Here is a 19,185-nt window from a genome sequence, read left to right on the forward strand (position 1 = left end):
ACCAAGCATAGCGCCGCCGGTCCGTAACGTCGAGAGGCAGTTACACCCCGCTCATTCATCGTCGCGCTGGTCGGCAAGGCCAAGCAGCTTGAGCTTGCGGTGCAGAGCCGATCTTTCCATCCCGATAAAGCTCGCCGTGCGCGAGATATTGCCCGAAAAACGGCGGATCTGGATGCGCAGATATTCGCGCTCGAACGTCTCCCGCGCCTCGCGCAGCGGTGCGCCCATGATCGCGGTCGCGCTCGCGCTTGTCGCCACCTGCGGCTGGGCCGACAGGATTTCGGGCGGCAGCATGTCGAGCTCGATCCGCCCGATCCGGTCGCCAGGGGCCATGATGATCGTGCGTTCAACGATGTTGCGCAGCTGGCGCACATTGCCGGGCCAGTCATAGGCCTGAAGCGCGGCCACCGCATCATCGGCCAGATCCGGGGTCGGCACCCGCCGCTCTGCCGCATAGCGCGCCACGAAATGATCGACGAGCGCGGGGATGTCCTCGCGCCGCTCGGCAAGCGGCGGCAGATGCACGGGGACGACATTCAGCCGGTAATAGAGGTCCTCGCGGAATTGCCCGGCGGCGATTTCGCCCGGCAGGTCCTTGGCGGTCGCCGACACGACGCGGACATCGACCTTGACCGTCCGCTGCCCGCCGATGCGCACAAAGCTCTGATCGGTCAGCACGCGCAGGATCTTGGCCTGGGTGGTGACCGGCATGTCGGCGATCTCGTCGAGGAACAATGTGCCGCCATGCGCCTGTTCGAGCAGGCCGGGCCGGCTGACCTCGCCGCCATCCTCGACGCCGAACAGCTCCTCCTCGACCCGCTCGGGCGTCATCCGCGCAGCGCTGACGATCACGAACGGCGCATCGGCGCGCGGGCTCCACAGATGCAGCAGCCGCGCCGCCACTTCCTTGCCGACCCCTGCCGGGCCGGTGACCAGCACCCGGCTGCCGGTCGGGGCCACGCGCTTCAATGTCGCGCGCACGACGTTGATCGCCGAGCTGTTGCCGGTCAGTTCGTCGCCGCCGCCGATCTGCGCCTTGAGTGTCGCATTTTCGCGGCGCAGCCGTTCGGTCTCGGTCGCGCGGCTGACCAGATGGAGCAGCCGTTCGGCCTCGAACGGCTTTTCGATGAAATCGGCCGCCCCGCGCCGGATCGCGGTCACCGCGGTGTCGAGATTGCCATGCCCCGAAATCACCAGCACCGGCAGCGATGGATCGCGGCGCTTGATCTCGTCGAGCAGGTCCAGCCCGTCGAGCCGCGACCCCTGCAGCCAGACATCGAGCAGGACGAGCGAGGGGCGCCGGTCGCGGATCGCGTCCAGCGCGCTGTCGCTGTCGGCCGCCCCGCGCGCGGTATAGCCTTCATCCTCCAGCACGCCTGACACCAGGTCGCGAATGTCCTGTTCGTCGTCGACAATCAAAACATCGAGCGCCATCGCCGTCCTTCCATTCCACGCTTCAGTCCGCGCCCCCGCGTCATATGCCTCCCCCGGGCGATGTGTGCGTCATGTCACCGCCTCCAGCCCGTCCGCCTTGCCGGCAAGCGGCGCGAGCGCACCGGGATCGAGCAGGATGCGCACAACCGCCCCGCCGCCGTCCCGGTCATGCAGATCGATCGTGCCCAGATGTTCCTCGACGATCTTCTTGACGATCGCGAGGCCAAGGCCGGTGCCACGCGCGCGCAGCGTCACATAAGGCTCGAACAGCCGCGCCCGCTCGCTCGGCAGGCCCGCTCCGTCATCGGCGACCGTCACCACCAGCCGCCTTGGCCCCTCATCGGCGATGGTCATTTCGACCATGCCGGAGGCAGCGCCCTCGCCCGACCGCCGGCCGATCGCTTCGACGGCGTTCTTGACGATGTTGGTCAGCGCCTGACCGAGCTGGCGACGGTCGCACACCAGCACCGGGGCAGGATCGGGCGCATTCAGGACGAAGCGGATGCCCGGATGCGCGACCTCGTGCAGGAACATCGCCTGGCGAGCGATATCGACAATCGATTCGGCTGCGAACATCGGCTTGGGCATGCGCGCGAAGGACGAGAATTCATCGACCATGCGGCGCAGATCGCCCACCTGCCGCACGATCGTGTCGGTCAGCCGGTCAAAGGTCGCACGATCGGCGGCGATCTCCTTGCCATAGCGGCGCTGCAACCGCTCCGCCGCCAACTGGATCGGGGTCAGCGGGTTCTTGATCTCATGCGCGATGCGGCGCGCGACATCGGACCAGGCGGCGCGGCGCTGGTCGAGCAGCTGCTGGGTGATGTCGTCGAATGTGATCACATGGCCGCGCGCATCGGCGACGATCTTGACGGCCAGCGTCCGCGTCTCCCCGTCCCGCACCAGCTGCACCACCGGTTCCAGATCCGCCCCGTCGAGCAGCCGCGCCAGATCGGGCGCGACATCGTCCAGCCGCGCGCCGACCGGATCGCCCGCCATCGCCAGAAACGCCGCCGCCGAGCTGTTGATCAGCAGGATGCGCCGCTCGGCATCGATCGAAACCACCCCCGCGGTCACGCCCGACAGCACCGCCTCGGTAAAGGCCCGGCGGCGGTCGAGCTGGTCATTGGCCGCAACCAGCGCCTGGGTCTGTTCCTGCAGCCGCTCGGTCATGCGGTTGAACGCAAAGGCGAGCGTGCCGATTTCGTCGCGCGAGCGCGGGGCCTCCACCCGCGCGGCCAGATCCCCCGCCGCGACCTTGCGCGCCGCATCGACAAGTTCCCCGACCGGCCTGACCAGCCGGTCCGCCACGGTCAGCGCAATCCACACCGCCGCGCCGACGATCAGCAGCGAAATCAGCAGCAACGCGGCGTTGAAGCGCAGCTGCAGGGTGCGCGACCGCTCCAGCAGCGCGCGGTAGTCGGTCAGCACCGCCGCCGCCCGGCGCGACTGGGACAGGGCGTTCAGGTCGGTCGCACGCGACGCATAGAGATAGGTCGGCGAATCCGGCAACAGCCGCGTCACCGCCTCGATCCGGTCCATGCTGTTGGTCACGACCACCGGCACGCCCCGGCCCAGTTCGCGCACGATGTCGGGCGACACGCGCTCCTCGACAGGGCGCGAGTCGGGATTGACCATCGCCAGCGTTCGCGCCGTTCCGTCGGGCGAAATCGTCACGATGGCGGATTCGCTCAGCTTGCGGGCGAGCACCTGCCAGCCATAGCCTTCGGCAAACTCGGGACTGGCGAGCGTCGCCTCGCGCAGGAAATCGCGCAGGTCGCCCGCCATCGTCACCGTCTCATCGGCGACGTCGCGGCGCTTTTCGCGGTAATAGCCCTGGGCCAGTTCGCTCGCATTTTCGAGCATCCCCCGCGCCCGATCCGAAAACCAGAACTCGACGCCATATTGAAACAGCAGCGACGCGAAAATGACGACGAGCAGCGTCGGCACGGCGGCGATCGTCGAAAACAGCGCCACCAGCCGGACATGCAGCCGCCCGCCCCCGCCGACCGGCGAACGTGCGGCGCGGCGCATCGCCACCCGCCGCCCGAGCAGCACGAGCAGCGCAATCGCCGGCACCAGATTGGCGACCAGCAGCAGCGCCATGAATGGCGGCGACAGCGGGGAGTTGGCCGGCTGGCGGGCGAGCAGGAAGTAGCTGCCGATGCCAATGGCGATCGCGGCAACCAGCGTTGCGAGTTCGAGCAGCGGGACATAACGGGTCCGCCCGCGCGCCACTGCAAACGCCCGCTGCCAGCGCGGGATCGGTCGCGGTGCCGCCTGATGCAAACCGGCATTCATCGTTGCATCATTACAACAGATTGATGCTCCGGCAAGCGGATGTTGCCGCAAGGCAACAGTTGGCTGCCATGATCGCGGCGCGCGGCTCAGCCCCGGCGGCGCGCGCGCTGCGGATCGATGCCATGATCGGCCAGCTTCTTGCGCAGCGTGTTGCGGTTCAGCCCCAGCAGCGACGCAGCGCGCAACTGATTGCCGCCGGTCGCGGCCAGCGCCGCGGTCAGCAGCGGCCCCTCGATCGTGGCGACGATGCGGTCATACAGGCCGTCGGGGGGCAGGCCCGGATGATGTTCGGCGAACAGGGCGGCGAGCGCACGTTCGATCAGCATCGCCAGATCCGCCTGCTGCGGATCATCGGCGGGCTGGGCGAGCGCCCCCAGATGGCGCTCGATCGTCGCCGCGCCGATCCGGTCCTCGCGCGCGAGCACGGCCAGGCGGCGCATCAGATTTTCCAGCTCGCGGACATTGCCGGGCCAGCCATGCGCGGCCAGCCGGTCAAGCGCGTCGCGGCCAAGCGTCTTGCGCGGCAGCCCCTCGCCCGCCGCCTGATCGAGGAAATGATTGGCCAGCAGCTCGATATCCTCACGCCGGCGGCGCAGCGGCGGGACGTCGATCGGCACCACGTTCAGCCGGTAATAGAGATCCTCGCGGAACACCCCCTGCTCGATCAGGCGCGGCAAATGCTTGTGGGTCGCGGCGATCACGCGCACATCGGCGCGCTCCAGCCGCGCCCCGCCGACCAGATGATATTCGCCGGTCTGGAGCACGCGCAGCAGCCGGGTCTGCGCCTCGAGCGGCATGTCGCCGATTTCATCGAGGAACAGCGTGCCGCCGCGCGCCTGTTCGAACCGGCCCGGCGTGCGCGCCTGCGCGCCGGTAAAGGCCCCGCGTTCATGGCCGAACAGTTCGGATTCGATCAGCTCGCGCGGGATGGCGGCCATGTTGATCGCCACGAACGGCGCACCGGCGCGCGGCCCCAGCTCATGGATCGCCCGCGCGATCAGCTCCTTGCCGGTCCCGCTTTCGCCCATCACCAGCACCGACAGGTCGGTGGCGACGACGCGGGCAATGGTGCGGTAGACGTCCTGCATCGCCGCCGAGCGGCCGATCAGCGGCATCCGGTCGAGCGGCGCGGTGCGCGGCGCGGGTTCGGCCCGGCCGCGCGCCAGCAGCCCGCTGTCGACCGCGCGCACCAGTTCGTCGAGATCAAACGGCTTGGGCAGATATTCATACGCGCCGCGTTCGGTGGCGCGCACCGCGGTGGTCAGCGTGTTCTGTGCCGACATGACGATCACCGGAATGTCCGGCCTGCGGGCGGCCAGCCGCTCGACCGCTTCCAGCCCGTCGCCATCGGGCAGGACGACATCGGTGATGAACAGGTCCGCCCGCGCAATCGCCCCCGCCGCCGCCGATATGGTGCCGACCCCCGTCACCGTATGGCCGGCGCGCCTCAGCCCGGCGGTCACCACCGTCCGGATCGCGGCATCGTCGTCGAGAAGCAGGATATGGGCCATTACCCTCTCATTGCGCGCGCGGCAGGAGCAGGCGGAACACCGTGCGCCCGTCTTCACGCGAATAGCGCAGGATGCCGCCCATGTCGCGGGCGAGCTTGTCAGCGAGCGCGAGGCCCAGGCCCTGCCCGCCCCGCTTGGTGGTCACGAAGGGTTCGAACAGATGCTCGACCAGATCCTCGGGCACGCCGGGGCCGTCGTCGCTGACGCGGATCTCGATCGGCAGGGCGACGCGGCGGCCGCTGCCATCGGCCACCGAGACGCCGTGGCGATAGGCGGTGGCGATCTGGATCAGCCCCTTGTCCGCCACCGCCTCGGCGGCGTTTTTCAACAGGTTGATGAGCAGCTGGGCAAGCGAGTCGCGGTGGGTGAGCACCGGCGGCAGCGACGGATCATAGCGTTCCTCGATCACCGCATGGGCGGCAAAGCCCGATGCCGCCACCAGCCGCACATGCTCCAGCACCGTATAGAGATTTTCCGGCGCCAGCGGCACCGGCCGTTCGTCGGTGAACTGCTGCATCCGGTCGATCAGCGCGGCGATCCGGTCCACTTCGCCGCGGATCAGACGGGTCAGCGCCTGCGCCTCGCCGCGCACCTCGCTTTCGATCAGCTGCGCGGCGCCGCGAATGCCCGACAGCGGATTTTTGATTTCATGCGCAAGCATCGCTGCCGCGCCGACCGCGCTGCGCCCGGCCCGCTCGCGCGCCGGGCCCAGCCCCCGCGTCACCGCCCCTGCTGCAGCACGAGCACGCGCCAGCCCGGGCGGTCGAGCACCGGGCCGACCAGAAAATCCACCCTCAGCCTCAGCCCGCGCGTCGTCATCAGCGGCTGGTCATACAGCGCCAGCGCCCCGTCGCTGCCGGTGCGGCGGACATAATCGAGCGGCGGCACGATCAGATCGGCCAGCGGCCGCCCGCGCATCGTCGCGACGCCGATGTTGAGCAGATTTTCAGCGGCTGCATTGGCCTCGCGCACCCGCTCGTCGGGGTCGAGCACGATCAGCGGCGTCGGCAGCGCGGCAATGATCTCCGCCGCTGCTATGCCCGCCGCGCCGGAGATCAGGCTGCTGCCCGGCTCAGCCACGGGGCGTAGAATTCGGCGAGCATCGCCAGCACCCGGTCCGCCGAGGCTTCCTGGTTCACCCGGTTGCGGAACTCGGCCGACCCGGTCAGGCCGCGCGTGTACCAGCCGATATGCTTGCGCGCCATGTTGACGCCGGTCGTCTCGCCGTAATGATCGAGCATCGCGTGGTAATGCTCGACGATCAGGTGATATTGCTCCTCGATCGTCGGGTCGGGCATCGCCTGGCCGGTCGCGAACCAGCGCATCACCTGGGCGAGCAGCCACGGCTTGCCATAGGCACCCCGGCCGATCATCACCCCGTCCGCCCCCGATTGTTCGAGCGCCTGTTCGGCGTCCGCAATCGAGCAGATGTCGCCATTGACGATCACCGGCACCTTCACCGCCTGCTTGACCCGCGCGACGAACGCCCAGTCGGCCTCGCCTTTGTACATCTGGCAGCGGGTGCGGCCATGCACGGTGATCATCCGCACGCCCAGATCCTCGGCGATGCGTGCCAGTTCGGGCGCATTGAGGCTCTGATGGTCCCAGCCCATCCGCATCTTGAGCGTGACCGGGCGGCTCACCGCCTTGACCGTCGCCTCGATGATCGCGGCAGCGAGCGGCAGGTCGCGCATCAGCGCCGATCCGGCATCGCCGTTCACCACCTTCTTGACCGGGCAGCCCATGTTGATGTCGATGATCGCCGCCCCGCGATCCTCGTTCAGCCGCGCGGCCTCGGCCATTTCGCGGGGGCTGCAGCCGGCAAGCTGCATCGACACCGGTTCCTCGATCGGGTCCCAGGCCGCCTTTTGCAGCGACTGGCGCGTTTCGCGGATCATCGCCTGGCTGGCGATCATCTCGGTGACGTTCAGGCCGGAGCCATAGCGCCGCACGATCCGCCGGAACGGCAGATCGGTGACGCCGGTCATCGGCGCCAGCAGCACGGGGCTTTCGATCCGCACCGGACCGATCTCGATGGGCTTCAGTCGGGACATGATGTGCCTTGAAAAGAGGCAGTGCCATAGCCGTGTCGGGCCTTTCCGACAAGGCAGGAGCGGTCTATCGCCGGACGCATGACCGATATGATCGCAGTGATCGTCGCCGCCGGGCGCGGCGAACGCGCAGGCGGCGGCCTGCCCAAGCAATATCGCGCGCTGGCGGGCCTACCGCTGATCGCCCATGCCCATGACAGCCTGATGCGCCATCCGCGCGTCGCGGGCGTCGTGCTCGTCGTGGCCGAGGGAGCGGAGGAGATGGCCCGCGCCGCGCTCGATGGCCGGCCGGTCCTGGCCATGGTCCCCGGCGGGGCGACGCGGCGGGCCTCGGTCGCAGCCGGGCTGGAGGCGGTGGCCGCGCTTGGGCACGGCGACCGGGTGCTGATCCATGACGCGGCCCGCCCGCTCATTCCCCGCGCCGTCATCGACCGGCTGGCCGCAGCGCTCGACGATGCGGCGGGAGCGGTGCCGGTGCTGCCGGTCGCCGACACGCTCGCCCGCGGCGATCAGGGCGCGCTTGGCGACATCGTGCCGCGCGACGGGCTGCAGCGCGTCCAGACGCCGCAGGCCTTCCGGCTGGACGCGATCCTTGCCGCCCATCGCGGCTGGGCGGGCGGCGAGGAGCCGACCGACGACGCGCAGATGCTGCGCGCGCTGGGGGAGCCGGTCGCGCTGGTCGCGGGCGATCCGGTGCTCGACAAGATCACCCATCCCGCCGATTTCGACCGCGCCGAAACCTGGCTGGCGGCGGCGAGCAGCTGGCGGACCGGCATGGGCTATGACGTCCACCGGCTGGGCGACGGCCATCAGCTGTGGCTGGGCGGGATCAACATTCCCCATGCGCAGGGCCTGATCGGCCACTCTGATGCCGATGTCGCGCTGCACGCGCTGACCGACGCCGTGCTGGGCGCGATCGGCGACGGCGATATCGGCAGCCATTTCCCGCCCAGCGACCCGCAATGGCGCGGCGCGGCCTCGTCCCGCTTTCTCGAACATGCGGCGCTGCGCGTCGCGCGGGCCGGCGGACGGATCGAGCATGTCGACCTGACGATCATCTGCGAGGCGCCCCGGATCGGCCCATATCGGGACGCCATCCGCGCGCACATCGCCGGGCTGTTGCGGCTTCCCGAAGGGCGGATTAGCGTCAAGGCAACGACCACGGAGCGGCTGGGCTTTACCGGCCGGGGCGAAGGCATTGCCGCCCAGGCCGTGGCCACAGTGCGGATCATCGAGGCTCTGGCATGACCGGCGGCCGGCACCGCGTCGCCAGCCCCGCCGGGCGGTGCAACGCGGCTGCCGCAATGGCCGGTCAGCGCGGGCCCAGGGAGGTTTTGGAATGACGGATTATCTGCTGCCCGAGGCGCTGCGCGAGGCCGCCCGCGCGGTCGTGGAGGCCAATCGCGCTGCCGGGCGGCGCATCGCGGTGGCCGAAAGCTGCACGGGCGGGCTGGTCAGCGCCGCGCTGACCGAGATTGCCGGCTCGTCCGACGTGTTCGAAACCAGCTTCGTCACCTATTCGAACGAGGCGAAGATGGACCTGCTGTCGGTCAGCCTCGACGTGCTTGAAACCTTTGGATCGGTGTCGGTCGCGGTTGCCTGGGCGATGGCGCAGGGTGCGCTCGCGCGGTCGCGCGCCGATGTCGCGGTGGCGATCACCGGCATTGCAGGGCCCGGCGGCGGCAGCGAGAAAAAGCCGGTCGGCACCGTGGTGTTCGCCCGCGCCGAGCGCGACGCAGCGCCCGATCAGGTCAAGGCCGAACGGCGCGAGTTCGGCGATCTTGGCCGGGGCGGGATCCGCCTTCAGGCGGCGTTGTGCGCGCTTGAACTGCTGATGCCCGAGGCGTCGGTCGCGCCCGGGGCGTAAAGCGCTGCGGCACGCGCTTCGAACGCGCCGATCATCTTGCGCAGCGCGGTATCGAACATCTGGCCGGCAATCGCCTCGAACAGCCGGTTGCGGAACGCGAAATCGACGGTGAAGTCGACCAGCGTTCCGCCCTGCCCGTCCGGGCGGAAGCCCCATTCATTGCTCAGATGCTTGAGCGGCCCGTCGAGGTAATCGACAGTGATCCGCGCCGGCCGCGTCTTGTGAACGCGGCTGGTGAAGCGTTCGCGCAGCGCCTTGAACCCGACGATCAGGTCGGCGACCATCTCGGTCTCGCTGTCCGAGCGCACCCGCACCGCCGCGACCCAGGGCAGAAACTCGCCATAGCGCGCGACATCGGCGACCAGGTCGAACATCTGCTCCGGCGAATAGGGCAGCTGCCGGGTCTCGCTGTGCCGCGGCACCGGGATCAGCGCCCCAGACGCGCGTTGCGCGCCGCGCGCAGCCGCTCGAAATCCTCGCCGGCATGGTAGCTCGACCGGGTGAGCGGCGACGAGGCGACGAGCAGAAAGCCCTTGGCGCGGGCGATCGCGGCATAGGCGTTGAACGCCTGCGGCGTCACGAACTCCGCCACCTTGGCATGGCGGGGCGTGGGCTGGAGATACTGGCCCATGGTCAGGAAATCGACATCGGCGGAGCGCATGTCGTCCATCACCTGATGCACCTCCAGCCGCTCCTCGCCCAGCCCGAGCATGATGCCCGATTTGGTGAAGATCGTCGGGTCGAGCCGCTTGACCTGTTCAAGCAGCCGCAGCGACGCATAATAGCGCGCGCCCGGCCGGATCGTCGGGTAGAGCCGCGGCACCGTTTCCAGATTGTGGTTATAGACATCGGGCCGCGCGGCGACGATCGCCTCGACCGCCGCCTCATGCTTGTTGCGGAAATCGGGCGTCAGGATCTCGATGGTGGTCGACGGCGTCGTGCGGCGCAGCGCCTCGATCACCTTGACGAACTGGCTGGCGCCGCCGTCCGGCAGATCGTCACGGTCGACCGAGGTGATGACGATGTGCTGCAGCCCCATTTCGGCGGCGGCATCGGCGACATGCTGCGGCTCCTTGGGATCGACGGCGCGCGGCATGCCGGTCTTGACGTTGCAGAACGCGCAGGCGCGCGTGCAGACATCGCCCAGGATCATCACCGTCGCGTGTTTCTTGGTCCAGCACTCACCGATATTCGGGCAGGCGGCCTCTTCGCACACGGTCGCGAGATTGAGCCTGCGCATCAGCGCGCGGGTCTCGGCAAAGCCGGTGCTGGTCGGCGCCTTGACGCGGATCCAGTCGGGCTTGCGGATGCGCGGCGCGCGCGGCTCGGTCGAAAGCGGTTCGGTCATGTGCGTGCAGATAGCGATCCGGTGGCGGCCTTGCCACCCCCGCCGCGCGGCCTTAACCGCAACCGTGATGAAACAGGGATTTGAGGCGCTGATCGCGGGCTATCGCCGGTTCCACGATTCCGGCTGGACCACGCAGCGCGAACGCTGGGCTGCCCTGTCGGCGGCGCAGGCGCCGCAGGTGATGGTCATTGCCTGTTCCGACAGCCGGGTGGACCCGGCGCAGATTTTCGACACCTCGCCCGGCGAGATGTTCGTGGTGCGCAACGTCGCCGCACTGGTGCCCCCGTTCGAGCGGGGCGGCGGACATCATGGCGTATCGGCGGCGCTCGAGTTTGCGGTCACCCAGCTTGAGGTGCGCGACATCGTGGTGATGGGGCACGGCGCTTGCGGCGGGGTGAGCGCCGCGCTCAGCCGCCGGTTCGAAGCGTCCGCACCCGGCGATGGCGGCTTCATCCATGACTGGATGGCATTGCTCGATCAGGCGCGGCAGCGCGTGATGGCCGAACATGGCGACGGGCCGGACGCGGTGGCGGCGCTGGAGCGCGAGAGCGTGCGCGTCAGCCTTGCCAATCTGCGCAGCTTCCCGTTCATCGCACCGCGCGAGGCGGCGGGCACGCTGCGCCTGCACGGCGCGATATTTTCGATTGCCGACGGGCTTTTGAGCCTTCTCGACCCGGCTGACGGCAGCTTCGGGCCAGTAACGTCGGGCCAGTAACGTCGAAACAGTGATGGCCGCGGACTGATCCGGGCTGTTGCCGGCACCGCGCCGCGGGGCGCAGTGCCGGCAAACCAAGCTTACTTCTTGCCGAGCGTGAGGCCGCCAAAGCGCTTGTTGAAGCGCGCGACCTGACCACCGGCGTCGAGCAGACGCTGGGTGCCGCCCGTCCAGGCCGGATGGGCCAGCGGGTCGATTTCGAGGACCATAGTGTCGCCTTCCTTGCCCCAGGTCGAGCGGGTCTCGTAGACGGTGCCGTCGGTCATCTGCACCTTGATCATGTGATAGTCGGGGTGGATGTTCTTCTTCATGCGCCTTGCTCCGTCAGGGCTGGTTTCCGACCAGCCACGCAAATGGAAGGCGGGCCGGTAGCAGAACCGGCCCGGTGGTTCAACCGATCAGCATCGTCCCGCTCAGGCCGGCGCGTCCGCGATCATGGCGGTGAACGACGCCTCGGCCGCCAGCTCGCCATCGACCAGCGCACGGCCGGCGAACTTGCACACCCGCGCCCGCTTCTGGACGAAGCTGACCTCGAGACGCAGCAGCACGCCCGGTTCGACGGGCTTGCGGAACTTCGCATTCTCGATCGCCATGAAATAGACGAGCTTGCCGGTCCCCGCGAGGCCGAGCGTCTCGATCGCCAGCACGCCGGCCGCCTGGGCCAGCGCCTCGACGATCAGCACGCCCGGCATGATCGGGCGACCGGGGAAATGCCCCTGGAAGAACGGCTCGTTGAACGACACCGCCTTGATCGCCGCAATCGACTGGTCGGGGACCAGGCTTTCGACCCGGTCCACGAGCAGCATCGGATAGCGGTGCGGCAGCGCCGCGAGCACGCGGGTGATGTCCAGCGGCCCGCGTTCGACCGCCTCACCGTCCATGATCAGCGGCCCTGGGGCTGCTGGGCCGGCTGCTGCGCCGGCTGCGGCAGCGGGGTCACGCTGACGCTGGGCAGCTGGGTGTTGAGCTGGGCGAGCACATCGTTGGTGATGTCGATCGCCGGGGCGACCGCCAGCACCGCACCACGGTCGAGCACGACGCTCGCGCCGCGCGCGGCAAGCGTGCTGTCGATGATCGGCCCGAGGCGCGTGTTGATCTGCTGCAGCACATGCTGCTGGATCGACCGCAGATTCTGCTCGCCGCGGTTAAGCTCCTCATTCGCCTGGTTCTGGCGGGTCTGGAGCGACTGGATCCGCTGCTGGAGCGCGGCGTCGGGCTGCTTGCCCTGCAGCGCCTGCACCTGGGTCTGCAGGGCCTGCGCCTCGGTCTGCAGCGGCGCGGCCAGCGTCTGCTGGCGCTGCTGCAGCTGCTGGACCTGCGCCTGCAGCTGGGTCTGGGCGGCGCGGCAGGCCGTGCATTCGCGCAGGATGCGGTCGGTGTCGACAACCGCGATGGTCGCGTTGGGCAGCTTCTGCGCGACGGCCGGGGCGGCGGACAGCGCGAGCGCGGCGAGCGCGATGGTGGTGAGCTTGGTCATCAGAACTGGGTCCCTACGTTGAAAGTGATGAGCTGGGGATCGTCACCCGGCTGGGTGACAAGCGCCTTGGCGATGTCGATGCGCAGCGGGCCGAACGGCGAGTTCCAGTTGACCCCGAAACCGGCCGACACGCGCGGCCTCCAGGTGTCGCCCAGGAACTGTTCGTCGAAGGCGGGCAGCGGGGTCGTGCCCGTCGGGCAGGCACCGCCGGCCGGCGGGAAGGTCAGCTGGCCGGTCGCGATGTTGCGGCACTTGGCCTTGATCACGCCATCGGCCGGATCGCGGAATGTCTCGCGCGAGGTGACCTGCGGACGCTTGACCCCGAACACCGAACCGATGTCGACGAACACCGAAGGGCGGATGCCCAGTTCCTGGATGCCCGAGCCGAGCGGCAGCGGCATCTCGATCTTGGCAAGATAATAAGCGCGACCGCCGAGCGAGTCGTCGGCGAGCAGTTCGCGCCGCCGGCCGATGATCGGCTCGCCCTGCTCATCGAGCTGATAGCGCAGCACGCGCGGACCGATGCCGCGGATCTCGAAGCCGCGGAACTGCGGCTGGCCGAGGAAGAAGCGGTCGATGATCCGCACCGGCTCGATCGCGTTGCCGTTCTCGTCGCGCAGGGTGCGGTTGAACGAGCGGATATAGCCGCCCTCAAAGCCGAAGTTCAGGACGAAGCCGCGGCCGAGATTGACATATTTGTCGGCGTTCAGGCGGCTGCGCAGATAACGGATGCTGCCGCCCAGGCCCGCAAAATCCTGGTTCCAGGTGATGCGGTTGCCGCGCGTCGGGCGGATGCCGTTATCGAGCGTCGAATACACGATCGAATAGCCGATCGACGACGTCGTCTGCTTGCCGATGGTGTCGCACAAGAAGCGCCCGGCCAGGAACGGATCGCAGCGCCCGCCGGTGAAGAAATCCTGCGCCAGCGACACATCGTCGATGCTGAAGTTGTAGCGCGCCTGGAACTGCATGAACTCGGTCAGCGGCACGCCGAGGCGCAGCTGGAACCCGGTCGACACCTGGCTGTAGGTGGTGTTGCGCTGATTGCCGCCGATAAAGTTGAACTGGTTGAAATCGCGCCGGAAGATGTTGCCGCCCAGCGCGATGTTGCGATCGAGCAGATAGGGCTCGGTAAAGCCGAGCTCGACCGATTTGTTGAACTGCGAATAATTGACCGAGGCGCTGACCGACTGGCCGCGCCCGCGGAAATTGTTCTGCGAGATGCCGGCATTGACGATGAACCGCTCAAGGCTGGAAAAACCTGCCGACAGCGTCAGCTCGCCGGTCGGCTTTTCCTCCAGATTCGCCTCGAGCACGACCCGGTCCGGGCCGGAGCCCGGCTTCTGCTCGATCTCGAATTTTTCCTGGAAATAGCCGAGCGACTGGATGCGGTCCTTCGAACGCTTGACGAGGAAGGCGTTGAACGCATCGCCTTCCTGCAGGCGGAACTCGCGCCGGATCACCTTGTCCTGCGTGATGGTATTGCCGTTGATGTCGATGCGCTCGACATAGACGCGCGGCGTTTCGGCGACCTGGAAGGTCAGCTCCATCGTCCGCGTTTCGGCATCGCGGTTGAAGTTCGGTTCGACCTGCGCGAACGCATAGCCGAGCAGGCCCGCGGTCTCGCTGATCGAGTTGACCGTGTCTTCGACCTGCTTGGCGTTGTACCAGTCGCCCGCCTTCATCGGCAGCAGCGTCTTGACGAAATCCGGCTTGAAGTCGCGCAGCTCGCTTTCGACCTTCACCTCGCCGAATTTATACCGCTCCCCTTCCTCGATCACATAGGTGATGATGAAGTCTTCCTTGTCCGGCGTCAGTTCGGCGACCGCCGACACGACGCGGAAATCGGCATAGCCCTCGGTCAGGTAGAACTGCCGCAGCTTCTGCTGGTCATAGGCCAGCCGGTCGGGGTCATAGCTGGTGTTGGAGCTGAAGAAGCTGGTGATGCGGGTCTGCTTCGTCGCCATTTCGCCGCGAAGGCGATCGGCGCTGAATTTGTCATTGCCGATGATGTTGATCTGCCGGACCTTGGATTTCGGCCCTTCGGAGATCGCATAGACGATATCGACCCGGTTCTGGTCGAGCATCACCATCTGCGGTTCGACGGTGGCGGCGAACCGACCCTGGCGACGATAGAGTTCGATGATCCGGGCGACATCGGCGCGAACCTTCGACCGGGTGAAGATCTGCCGCGGCGCGAGGCGGATCTCCTTGAGGATCTTGTCCTCCTTCAGCCGCTTGTTGCCCTCGAACAGGATGCGGTTGATGACCGGGTTTTCCTTGACCTCGATGGTCACGACGCCGGCGGCGGTCTCGCGCACCGTCACGTCGGCGAACAGCTCGGTCTCGAACAGGTCCTTGATCGCCTGGTCGCCCGCTTCGGCGGTATAGAGCTGGCCCGGGCGCAGCTTCACATAGGAGCGCACCGTATCCGGCTCGATGCGCTGCGAACCGACGACATTGACCTGGGTGATGATGTCACCCTGCGGCGCGGGCACGAACGTCACCGGCGGCGGTGCCGGTGTGGCGGGCGCGCCCACCGTCTGCGCGACCGCGACGGACGGGCAGATGGTGCCCGCAAGCAGGGCCGCAACCGCGCGTCTGCCGAATGGATGAAATGCTGTCGCCGTCACCGAAATACCCTTGGACGAAAATGAAAGTCCCGCGCCCAGTGCGCGCCCTGCCCGATGGCGTTTAACCGATCAACCCCGCCAGCCCCGCCAGAGCCCAAAAGCGGCCAGATCGTTGAACGTCACGAACAGCATCAGCGACAGCAGCAGCACCAGCCCGGAACGATAGGCCCATTGCTGCACCTCGGCACCGACCGGCTTTCTGCGCAGCGCCTCGATCCCGTAGAACAGCAGATGGCCGCCATCCAGCATCGGGACCGGCAACAGGTTGATGAAGCCAAGATTGATCGAAATCAGCGCGATCAGATAGGCGAGACTGGTCAGCCCGGCACTCGCCGCCTCGCCCGAAAACTGCGCGATGCGCAGCGGCCCGCCCAGTTCGCTGACCGGCCGCAGCCCGGTGATGATCTGGCCGATGCCATCGACCATGGTCCGCATGATGCCCAGTGTCTGATCGACCGCAACGCCCGGCGCCTCGACCAGCGAGACACGCTCCACGACCGGCGTCGGCGAGGTGATGCCCATGCGCCCGAACGCGTAACGATTGCCGAACCGGTCGGCCTTGTACTGCACGGCCGGGATCGCGGTGATGGTGCGCATGCGGCCGTCGCGTTCAACTTCGAAGCGGATCGGCACCGCCGGGCGTGCGATCACATATTCGGCGATATCGCCGAAATCATCGACAGCGCGCCCGTCGACGGTATGAATGCGGTCGCCGGCACGGATCCCCGCGCTGGCCGCCGCGCTGCCCGGCTGAACGGTGCCCGCGACGGGCGGGGTGCGGTTGACGCCGACCAGCATCGCAAACGCCGCCAGGATCATCACCGCGACGATGAAGTTGGCAACCGGCCCGGCGGCGACGATGATCGCCCGCTGCCACAGCGGCTTGGCCTGGAATGTCTGCGCCCGCTCCTCCGCCGGCAAGGCGAGCCAGGCGGGATCGGGTTCGCTGCCCGCATTGAGGTCACCCGCGAAGCGGACATAGCCGCCCAGCGGCAGCCAGCCAAAGGTCCAGCGCGTGCCGCGCCGGTCGGTCAGCCCGAACAGCTCGCGCCCGAAGCCGATCGCGAACACCTCCGCCTTCACGCCGAACAGCCGCCCGGCAAGATAATGGCCAAGCTCGTGCAGGAACACGAGCGGACCGATCACGCCGAGAAAGGCAAGGACCGTCAGCAGCACGCCGGGAGACTGGGTCAATCGACAAACACCTTCATCGCGGCTTCTGCCTGCCTGCGCGCATCTTGATCGATGCTGAACACATCGTCGATCGATCGGGGCGCGGGCGGATCATAGCGGCCGAGCGTTTCCTCGACAATTGCAGCGATGTCGAGAAAGCCGATCCGGCGGCCGAGAAACGCCGCCACCGCCACTTCATTGGCGGCATTGAGGATCGCCGGGCGCGCGCCGCAGGCGATCACGGCTGCGCGGGCCAGCCGCAGCGCGGGGAAGCGGTCTTCGTCCGGTGCCTCGAACTCCAGCCGGCCGTGGCGCACAAGGTCCAGCCGCTCGGCACGCGTCGTCATCCGGTCGGGCCAGGCAAGCGTGTAAGCGATGGGCGTGCGCATGTCGGGCGTGCCCAGCTGCGCCAGCACCGACCCGTCGACATATTCGACCATCGAATGGATGACCGACTGGGGATGGACGAGGATCTCGATCCGCTCGTGCGGCACCGGGAACAGCCGCGCCGCCTCGATCAGCTCCAGCCCCTTGTTCATCATCGTCGCCGAATCGACCGAGATCTTGGCACCCATCGACCAGTTCGGATGGCGCACCGCCTCTTCGGGCGTGACCGACGCCATTTCGGCGCGCGAGCGCGACCGGAACGGCCCGCCGCTCGCCGTCAGCAGGATGCGTGCGATCCGGTCGGGCCGGTCATGGTCGAAACACTGCCAGATTGCATTATGTTCGGAATCAACCGGCAGGATGCGTGCGCCGGTGCGCGCGGCGGCAGCCGTCATCAGCGCGCCCGCCGACACCAGAGCTTCCTTGTTGGCGAGCGCGACGACGCCCCCCGCCTCGATCGCCGCCATCACCGGCGGCAGGCCGGCACAGCCGACGATCGCCGCCATCGTCCAGTCGGCCCCGGCCCGCGCGGCATCGACCAGTGCCCCTGCCCCGGCCGCCGCCTCGATCCCCGATCCGGCAAGCGCGGCGCGCAGGTCCCCGAGCAGCGCCTCCTCGCCGATCACCGCGATCCGCGCGCCCGTGCGCCGCGCCGCCGCCGCCAGACCCTGCACGTCGCGATTGGCGGTCAGCGCGACCACCTCGAACCGCCCCGGTTCCTGTTCGACCAGATCAAGCGTCGATGTGCCGATCGACCCGGTGGCCCCGAAAATCGAAATCTTCTTTGTCATAGCATCCGTTGGACGAGGATCAGGATCGCTGCCACCGGCGCAGCCGTGACCAGACCGTCAAGCCGGTCCATCACGCCGCCATGCCCCGGCAAGATCCGTCCACTGTCCTTCACCCCCGCACGGCGCTTCAGCGCGCTTTCGAACAGATCGCCCGCCTGGGCGACCACCGCCAGCACCGGGCTGAGCAGCGCCAGCGCCAGCGGCAGTTCCAGAAAGCGCCAGAGAATGAGGCCGAATGCAAGCGCCGCGATCACGCCGCCGCCCAGCCCGGCCCAGGTCTTGTTCGGGCTGATCGCCGGGGCAAGCTTCGGCCCGCCAATCGTCCGCCCGGCAAAATAGGCCCCGATATCGGTCGCCCACACCCCCGCCAGCACCCACAGGCACAGGAGCAGGCCGTCCGCCTCGGCGCGGATGAAGACCAGCGCGATCGCCGGCAGCACGACATAAAGAACACCCAGACCCAACCGCACCCGCCCGGTGATGCCCGCCGTCACCAGCGCCGCCGCCACGCCCAGCCCGAGCGCAAGCGATCCCGGACCGGCGGCAACCGGCGGCGGGGCGAGGATCGCCAGCGGCACACAGGCGGCAAACAGCGCCGCGCGGCGCCCGCGGGCGTCCGCGCCGGACAGATCGCACCATTCGGCGAGCATCAGCATCGCCGCCGTCGCGATCAGCAGCCACAGCCCCACCGGCCCGGCCCAGAGCGCGAGCAGCGCAACCGCGATCAGCACAAGCCCGACCGCGCTGCGCACGCCCAGATCAGATCCGGATTTGCCGGCGGTCATAGTCCGCCGAAGCGGCGCTCCCGCCGGGCGAAATCGTCCAGCGCCTGGGCCAGCCGGTCGCCATCGAAATCGGGCCACAGCGCATCGACGAACAGCAGCTCCGCATAGGCGCATTGCCACAGCAGAAAGTTCGACAGCCGGTGTTCGCCCGATGTGCGGATCAGCAGGTCAACCGGCGGCAGGCCATGCGTCGCCAGTTCGGATTCAATATGCGCCGGCCCGATAGCGGCGGGATCGAGCTCGCCGCGCGCACAGCGTTCGGCCAGCCGGCGCGTCGCCTCGACCAGCTCGTTCTGCGCGCCGTAATTGAGCGCGACGACCAGGGTGGTGCCGCGATTGTCCGCCGTGCGGGCAAGCGCCCCGTCGATCAGCCGCACCAGATCGGGGCTGAGCGCGCGATATTCGCCGATCACGCGTAGCCTGACCCCGGCCTGTGCCAGCTCTTCGATGTCGGCGAGGATGAAATGGCGCAGCAGCCCCATCAGGTCGGCCACTTCCTCGGCCGGCCGTCGCCAATTCTCGGACGAGAAGGCGTAAAGCGTCAGCACCTCGATGCCGAGATCACCGGCGGCGCGGACGACATTGCGCGCCGCCTCGACCCCCTTGCGGTGCCCGGCCACGCGCGGCAGCCGGCGCTTCTTCGCCCAGCGGCCATTGCCGTCCATGATGATCGCGACATGGCGCGGCCCGGCAGGCTCGCCCCCCGCCCCGG

18 protein-coding genes and 1 pseudogene are annotated in these 19,185 nt (G+C 68.3%); 3 read left to right on the forward strand and 16 right to left on the reverse strand.

Features of this window, described 5'->3' with window-relative positions:
- Positions 1–51 precede the first annotated feature (51 nt).
- The 6 genes from ntrX to dusB all read right to left on the reverse strand — a co-directional run bounded on the left by ntrX (position 52) and on the right by dusB (position 7,300).
- Positions 52–1,434, reverse strand: a complete 1,383-nt coding sequence (gene ntrX, locus GVO57_RS10645) for a nitrogen assimilation response regulator NtrX (protein ID WP_160593119.1) — start codon at positions 1,432–1,434, stop codon at positions 52–54.
- Positions 1,435–1,503: 69 nt separating this feature from the next.
- Entirely contained in the window at positions 1,504–3,735 is a 2,232-nt protein-coding gene (locus tag GVO57_RS10650) for a sensor histidine kinase (protein WP_160593120.1), read from the reverse strand.
- 86 nt (positions 3,736–3,821) lie between these two features.
- Entirely contained in the window at positions 3,822–5,246 is a 1,425-nt protein-coding gene (ntrC, locus tag GVO57_RS10655; protein WP_160593121.1) for a nitrogen regulation protein NR(I), read from the reverse strand.
- A gap of 7 nt (positions 5,247–5,253) precedes the next feature.
- On the reverse strand, positions 5,254–5,970 hold the full coding sequence (locus GVO57_RS10660) for a two-component system sensor histidine kinase NtrB (RefSeq protein WP_233281341.1): 717 nt from the start codon (positions 5,968–5,970) through the stop codon (positions 5,254–5,256).
- Positions 5,967–6,326, reverse strand: coding sequence for a PAS domain-containing protein (locus GVO57_RS15060; protein WP_233281342.1), 360 nt, complete (start codon positions 6,324–6,326; stop codon positions 5,967–5,969). Before GVO57_RS15060 ends, GVO57_RS10660 begins: the two co-directional genes overlap by 4 nt.
- Positions 6,302–7,300: a tRNA dihydrouridine synthase DusB gene (gene dusB / locus GVO57_RS10665; protein WP_160593122.1), complete on the reverse strand. Its 999-nt coding sequence runs from the start codon at positions 7,298–7,300 to the stop codon at positions 6,302–6,304. Before dusB ends, GVO57_RS15060 begins: the two co-directional genes overlap by 25 nt.
- Before the next feature lie 78 nt (positions 7,301–7,378).
- Here dusB and GVO57_RS10670 point away from each other — a divergent pair, with 78 nt between their 5' ends.
- Both GVO57_RS10670 and GVO57_RS10675 read left to right on the forward strand, forming a co-directional pair.
- Positions 7,379–8,545 carry a bifunctional 2-C-methyl-D-erythritol 4-phosphate cytidylyltransferase/2-C-methyl-D-erythritol 2,4-cyclodiphosphate synthase gene (locus tag GVO57_RS10670; RefSeq protein WP_160593123.1) on the forward strand — a complete coding sequence of 389 codons (1,167 nt, stop codon included), beginning with the start codon at positions 7,379–7,381 and terminating at the stop codon, positions 8,543–8,545.
- A 91-nt stretch (positions 8,546–8,636) separates the two neighbouring features.
- Positions 8,637–9,164, forward strand: coding sequence for a CinA family protein (locus tag GVO57_RS10675; RefSeq protein ID WP_160593124.1), 528 nt, complete (start codon positions 8,637–8,639; stop codon positions 9,162–9,164).
- Here GVO57_RS10675 and GVO57_RS10680 read toward each other — a convergent pair.
- Both GVO57_RS10680 and lipA read right to left on the reverse strand, forming a co-directional pair.
- Positions 9,101–9,586: a type II toxin-antitoxin system RatA family toxin gene (locus tag GVO57_RS10680; RefSeq protein ID WP_160593125.1), complete on the reverse strand. Its 486-nt coding sequence runs from the start codon at positions 9,584–9,586 to the stop codon at positions 9,101–9,103. The two genes, GVO57_RS10675 and GVO57_RS10680, sit on opposite strands and share 64 nt — an antisense overlap.
- A 5-nt stretch (positions 9,587–9,591) precedes the next feature.
- The gene (gene lipA / locus GVO57_RS10685) at positions 9,592–10,512 is read right to left on the reverse strand and encodes a lipoyl synthase (protein ID WP_160593126.1); all 921 of its coding nucleotides are present in this window, start codon (positions 10,510–10,512) and stop codon (positions 9,592–9,594) included.
- Between the two features lie 67 nt (positions 10,513–10,579).
- Here lipA and GVO57_RS10690 point away from each other — a divergent pair, with 67 nt between their 5' ends.
- On the forward strand, positions 10,580–11,227 hold the full coding sequence (locus GVO57_RS10690) for a carbonic anhydrase (RefSeq protein ID WP_160593127.1): 648 nt from the start codon (positions 10,580–10,582) through the stop codon (positions 11,225–11,227).
- Between the two features lie 80 nt (positions 11,228–11,307).
- Here the strand turns inward: GVO57_RS10690 and rpmE are convergent, their stop codons facing one another.
- From rpmE to uppS, 8 genes and pseudogenes are all read right to left on the reverse strand, one after another.
- Positions 11,308–11,538, reverse strand: coding sequence for a 50S ribosomal protein L31 (gene rpmE / locus GVO57_RS10695; protein ID WP_160593128.1), 231 nt, complete (start codon positions 11,536–11,538; stop codon positions 11,308–11,310).
- Between the two features lie 102 nt (positions 11,539–11,640).
- The gene (gene fabZ / locus GVO57_RS10700) at positions 11,641–12,108 is read right to left on the reverse strand and encodes a 3-hydroxyacyl-ACP dehydratase FabZ (protein ID WP_160593129.1); all 468 of its coding nucleotides are present in this window, start codon (positions 12,106–12,108) and stop codon (positions 11,641–11,643) included.
- 2 nt (positions 12,109–12,110) lie between these two features.
- Positions 12,111–12,704: an OmpH family outer membrane protein gene (locus GVO57_RS10705; RefSeq protein WP_201752632.1), complete on the reverse strand. Its 594-nt coding sequence runs from the start codon at positions 12,702–12,704 to the stop codon at positions 12,111–12,113.
- A complete protein-coding gene (gene bamA, locus GVO57_RS10710) occupies positions 12,704–15,337 on the reverse strand; it encodes an outer membrane protein assembly factor BamA (protein WP_201752633.1) in 2,634 nt (877 codons plus the stop codon). The genes GVO57_RS10705 and bamA overlap by 1 nt, the downstream gene beginning before the upstream one ends.
- A gap of 61 nt (positions 15,338–15,398) precedes the next feature.
- Positions 15,399–16,531 (reverse strand): annotated as a pseudogene (rseP, locus tag GVO57_RS10715) (RIP metalloprotease RseP).
- Positions 16,528–17,688, reverse strand: coding sequence for a 1-deoxy-D-xylulose-5-phosphate reductoisomerase (locus tag GVO57_RS10720; RefSeq protein ID WP_160593131.1), 1,161 nt, complete (start codon positions 17,686–17,688; stop codon positions 16,528–16,530). The pseudogene rseP and the gene GVO57_RS10720 overlap by 4 nt, the downstream one beginning before the upstream one ends.
- The gene (locus tag GVO57_RS10725; RefSeq protein ID WP_160593132.1) at positions 17,685–18,473 is read right to left on the reverse strand and encodes a phosphatidate cytidylyltransferase; all 789 of its coding nucleotides are present in this window, start codon (positions 18,471–18,473) and stop codon (positions 17,685–17,687) included. Before GVO57_RS10725 ends, GVO57_RS10720 begins: the two co-directional genes overlap by 4 nt.
- Positions 18,470–19,138 (reverse strand): polyprenyl diphosphate synthase, encoded by a 669-nt coding sequence (gene uppS / locus GVO57_RS10730; protein WP_233281571.1) that lies wholly within the window; start codon positions 19,136–19,138, stop codon positions 18,470–18,472. Before uppS ends, GVO57_RS10725 begins: the two co-directional genes overlap by 4 nt.
- Between the last annotated feature and the right edge of the window lie 47 nt (positions 19,139–19,185).

Source organism: Sphingomonas changnyeongensis, assembly GCF_009913435.1.
GTDB lineage: Bacteria > Pseudomonadota > Alphaproteobacteria > Sphingomonadales > Sphingomonadaceae > Sphingomonas_B > Sphingomonas_B changnyeongensis.

Bases quoted from the DNA above. Each gene is read 5' to 3' on its own strand.
- GVO57_RS10720 (WP_160593131.1), bottom strand. From the start codon at position 17,688: ATGACAAAGAAGATTTCGATTTTCGGGGCCACCGGGTCGATCGGCACA.
- ntrC (WP_160593121.1), bottom strand. From the start codon at position 5,246: ATGGCCCATATCCTGCTTCTCGACGACGATGCCGCGATCCGGACGGTG.
- ntrX (WP_160593119.1), bottom strand. From the start codon at position 1,434: ATGGCGCTCGATGTTTTGATTGTCGACGACGAACAGGACATTCGCGAC.
- GVO57_RS10650 (WP_160593120.1), bottom strand. From the start codon at position 3,735: ATGAATGCCGGTTTGCATCAGGCGGCACCGCGACCGATCCCGCGCTGG.
- uppS (WP_233281571.1), bottom strand. From the start codon at position 19,138: ATGGACGGCAATGGCCGCTGGGCGAAGAAGCGCCGGCTGCCGCGCGTG.
- GVO57_RS10725 (WP_160593132.1), bottom strand. From the start codon at position 18,473: ATGACCGCCGGCAAATCCGGATCTGATCTGGGCGTGCGCAGCGCGGTC.
- GVO57_RS10705 (WP_201752632.1), bottom strand. From the start codon at position 12,704: ATGACCAAGCTCACCACCATCGCGCTCGCCGCGCTCGCGCTGTCCGCC.
- GVO57_RS10675 (WP_160593124.1), top strand. From the start codon at position 8,637: ATGACGGATTATCTGCTGCCCGAGGCGCTGCGCGAGGCCGCCCGCGCG.
- fabZ (WP_160593129.1), bottom strand. From the start codon at position 12,108: ATGGACGGTGAGGCGGTCGAACGCGGGCCGCTGGACATCACCCGCGTG.
- GVO57_RS10670 (WP_160593123.1), top strand. From the start codon at position 7,379: ATGACCGATATGATCGCAGTGATCGTCGCCGCCGGGCGCGGCGAACGC.
- GVO57_RS10690 (WP_160593127.1), top strand. From the start codon at position 10,580: ATGAAACAGGGATTTGAGGCGCTGATCGCGGGCTATCGCCGGTTCCAC.
- lipA (WP_160593126.1), bottom strand. From the start codon at position 10,512: ATGACCGAACCGCTTTCGACCGAGCCGCGCGCGCCGCGCATCCGCAAG.
- rpmE (WP_160593128.1), bottom strand. From the start codon at position 11,538: ATGAAGAAGAACATCCACCCCGACTATCACATGATCAAGGTGCAGATG.
- dusB (WP_160593122.1), bottom strand. From the start codon at position 7,300: ATGTCCCGACTGAAGCCCATCGAGATCGGTCCGGTGCGGATCGAAAGC.